General features: G+C 58.4%; 4 protein-coding genes. 3 read left to right on the forward strand and 1 reads right to left on the reverse strand.

What is annotated here, in order from left to right; genetic code table 11:
• From KIH75_RS09845 to KIH75_RS09855, 3 genes are all read left to right on the forward strand, one after another.
• On the forward strand, positions 1-309 hold a 309-nt coding region (locus KIH75_RS09845; RefSeq protein ID WP_219056526.1), incomplete at its 5' end, for a hypothetical protein.
• Positions 310-389: 80 nt separating this feature from the next.
• Complete coding sequence (locus tag KIH75_RS09850; protein WP_219056527.1) at positions 390-1,148, forward strand: DUF2975 domain-containing protein; 759 nt, start codon at positions 390-392, stop codon at positions 1,146-1,148.
• Between the two features lie 45 nt (positions 1,149-1,193).
• Entirely contained in the window at positions 1,194-1,412 is a 219-nt protein-coding gene (locus KIH75_RS09855) for a helix-turn-helix domain-containing protein (RefSeq protein ID WP_219056528.1), read from the forward strand.
• A gap of 468 nt (positions 1,413-1,880) precedes the next feature.
• On the opposite strand, the gene KIH75_RS09860 is transcribed toward KIH75_RS09855, so the two are convergent.
• On the reverse strand, positions 1,881-3,074 hold the full coding sequence (locus KIH75_RS09860; protein ID WP_338024340.1) for a LacI family DNA-binding transcriptional regulator: 1,194 nt from the start codon (positions 3,072-3,074) through the stop codon (positions 1,881-1,883).
• Positions 3,075-3,864 lie beyond the last annotated feature (790 nt).

A 3,864-nucleotide genomic window follows, 5' to 3' on the forward strand; every position in this document is an offset into this window, starting at 1 on the left:
GACTTTTTCCGATCACTCATTCAGGCTCATTTTTCTGTCGGCCATAACCCGGTCGAGCCTCAGTACGATATGCCCCATCCCCATTCGACATACACCCCCATTACCGAAATCAGACAAATTCGACCCATTCCTGTCCGATTCCGGTACGAGCCCATCACCGCTCGCGGCGCAAACGGTGCCGATCGACTCGACGCGACACGCCGGGGGGGCCGGCGAATCAAGCAACGAAGCGCCAACGACATCGGCGGAAAATCAACGTTTTTTATAGCACGCATGAAAAATTTAACGAAAGTCGTTAAATCAGCTTGACGGCATCAAGCCGGTCCCATATTATGTCTTTTAACGTTAGTCGTTAAATAATATACGTTTTACATACGGAAGGTACTCCGATGAACAAGAAGACCCTCGCCAAGATCAACCGCTTCGGCACAATCGGCAAAATCGTGACCATGATCCTGTTCGTGGCGGCGATCATCGGCACAGCACTGATCGGCGGAAGCGCCGCCTACGTCGCAACGCTTCCCAAGGACGCGGTCACCGTCACCGTCACCAACCACGCCAAGTTCAATATCAACGACGATAACTTCAGTTCCATGTGGAACATACTGGCCAGCGGCATGGCCCAGTCGACCAGCAAGGATCCGTCCACCGCGATCAACAACGGCACCGCGAGCATCCCCGAGGAAGACACGAAGTTCGACACCAAACTGGACTTCTTCAACCAGTCGTACTCGTCCGCGACGATCCACTCCGATAAAGGCAGAAAGATCATAACCGCGGAGTCCTCCCCTGCGGAATACCGTTCCTCCAACCTTGTCGCAGTCCTCGTCTGCGGCGCACTGTTCCTCGCTTCCGTCGCCGTCGCGCTGCTGATGCTGGAACGACTGTTCAAGGTGCTGTCCGTCTGTGAATCGCCGTTCTGCAACGATTTCGTCCGCAAGCTGCGCGCGTTCGGTTATGCGCTGCTGCCGGTCGCGGTGCTGGCTGGCGCCACCGACACGCTCACCACCAGATTCATGTCCGCCGGTCGAAATGCCGGCATCTCCATCCCGTGGGGCGTGCTGCTCGCCTTCGTCGTGACGATGTGCCTCGTGGTCGTCTTCCGGTACGGCGTCCAGCTTCAGAAGGAATCGGATGAAACGCTCTGACGAATCGAAAGGGAATCTGCAACAACCATCGAAGGAGGAATAGCGATGGGGCATATCGTACTGAGGCTCGACCGGGTTATGGCCGACAGAAAAATGAGCCTGAATGAGTTATCGGAAAAAGTCGGCGTGGCGAACGTCAATCTATCGAAATTGAAGAACGGACACGTCAGCGCCATTCGATTCTCGACGCTTTCGGCGATCTGCGAGACACTGGAATGTCAGCCGGGCGATCTGCTGGAATACAGTCCGGAAGAGGAACAGTAGACTCACGGCAATCGGACCAGGCAGATCAGCAAGCCGATGATTGAAACGACAATCGGCAATCGACCGGATCGACAACCGAATAGTAAAACCGCCGATCGTGCGACAACGCACGGTCGGCGGTTTTACTATTGTCTTTCGGTTTCAGCGCATCCGCCCAGGGTCTGCATCCGTGTTTCACACGGAATGTTTCACATGAAACAACGCAACGGTGTTTCACGGACGCACGGGTTTTCACCCGGCATATGCCGATATCTACCGCAAAATTGCAGACAACGATTCGGCGGAAATCGCGATATATCAAACACATACGGCGCACGGCGGAACCGTATCCGCAAATCATAGTCCGGCAGACAGTACGGCAGACAGTGCGGATAGCGCAGTACGGATTGCGCGGTGCAGATAGCGTGAAACCCGCAGATAAGATTCGGAAAATCAACCGGGGAACCAACCGGAAGGATCAGTCGGAAATCAACCGCGCGTAGTCGCACCAGCAACCAACGAAACGGGAATCAGGTGCTCGGCTTCACCGGCGATGGACGGTTCACGATCATCCGCCATGATTCCGGAATCGTCGCCGGAACGCCCATCATTCGTATCCACAGCAGCACCTTCTCCAGCACCGCCAACCGCGCCCGCGTCAACAGCACCGCCCGTAGCGTCGCCAGCGTCACTGCCTTCGATCACGCCCATCATCCGATCGGCGATCTGCTCGGCGATGGCCGGGAAATCCTGCCTCACCGCGGTCAACGTCATGCCCGCCAAATCAGTCAGATACGTGCCGTCGTATGCCACGATCTGCAGATCGTCGGGAACACGCACGCCCCTGGCCATCGCCTCGCGCACGCACATCGCCGCGCCGATATCCGAACTCACTATCGCGTCCACACGGCTTTTGCCGCTCCTACAGCTCCCGTCACCGCCGTCACCGCCGCCGATGCCACGCTCGAACACGCTCCGCACCGCCCCGGCATACCCGGCGAAATCCATCACTTCCCCGGCTTCGATGTATTCGTATTCCACGCCCGCCTTGGCGAGTTCCGCCTCCAACGCCAGGTGATACCGCACCGTGGGGAACGTGGTGCTTTCATCAGGCGCCGCCTCGCGGAACTGATTACGCGGTCCACCGATTACCACAACATGCCGCGCACCAGTCCGAATCAGCAGGTTGGCGATCAGCCGTCCGCCCTGCACATGATCGGAACCGACTGACGGAATGCCCTCCCCCAGCACGCGGTCGAACGCGATGACCGGACGGTGAATCGACGTCCAATAATCCGGCGCATGCTCGGTGTGCGCACCCATCACGATGCCATCCATAAGCCGCCTGCGCAGCATGTCGACGTACTCCGCCTCGCCGTTCGCCGCGTCGGCGGTGGAGCACAGCAGCGTCTGCAAACCCTTTTCCGCCAGCACATGCTGCAGGTTGGCCGTAAGCGTGGCGAAGAATGGATGACGGATGGTCGGCACGATGATGCCGATGGTGTTGGCGCGATTCTGCGACAGATTGCGGGCGAGATCGTTCGGTACGTAATGCAGCGCCGTCATGGCCCGACGCACACGATCGCGCATATCGTCGGAGACGTAGCCCGTACCGTTCACCACCAGGGAGACGGTGCTCAGCGAAACGCCGGCGCGCTTCGCGACATCACGCATTCCTACCACATTCGCCTCGTTTCTCGTTCCGTACTTTCCGATGATGCGCCGGTCGGCAGCTTTGTACGCCACCGCTCAGGATTCCGGCGACGTGATTCGCCGTCAGCGTTTGCCGGGCCGACGGTTCCGACGATTCCGGTTCCGGTTCCGACGATTCCGCCTTCCGGCATCTCCGGTGCTTTCGGCGGCCGACTGCGTTTTTCTTGCCTTTCGCATTGTACTCTTGGGCACTCTCGTCGCCACCGCCACAGCCGCTTCCCCACCGGCTCCCCATCAGCTTTCGCGCCCTGTTTCACACCGCACCACACCGCCGCCAATCGCAGCCGCCGTCATGGAACAACGCCACAATCATCCGGTGAAACATCGCTGACGCATCGTCAAGTTTCACGTGAAACAAACGGTGAAATATTCCACGAAACACCCGGCTGTTCCACGGATCGCCCTGTGAAACGCTCCGCAACCATCGCGCGGGAAGCACACGGAAAGCACACGGAAAGCGGGAAACGCACGGGACGCCGCGCAAACACGTCATACGCATCATCACACACAAGTCGCCGAACACAAGTCGCCACACGCGACAAACCACGCACGTCATCGCGCAAACACGCCGCACAATCACATCACATAATCCCACTACACAGGCCGCTACACAGACCGCACGTAATCCGCAGGCCGTCGCGCACGCCTAATTCAAGTGCCAAACCACATGCCAAACCGCACACCAAACCACACGTCAGACCGCACACCAAGTCACACACACCAAATCACACACCGCTCCCCCACCAATCCCCTTAGAACC

The organism is Bifidobacterium pongonis (assembly GCF_019331805.1).
GTDB lineage: Bacteria > Actinomycetota > Actinomycetes > Actinomycetales > Bifidobacteriaceae > Bifidobacterium > Bifidobacterium pongonis.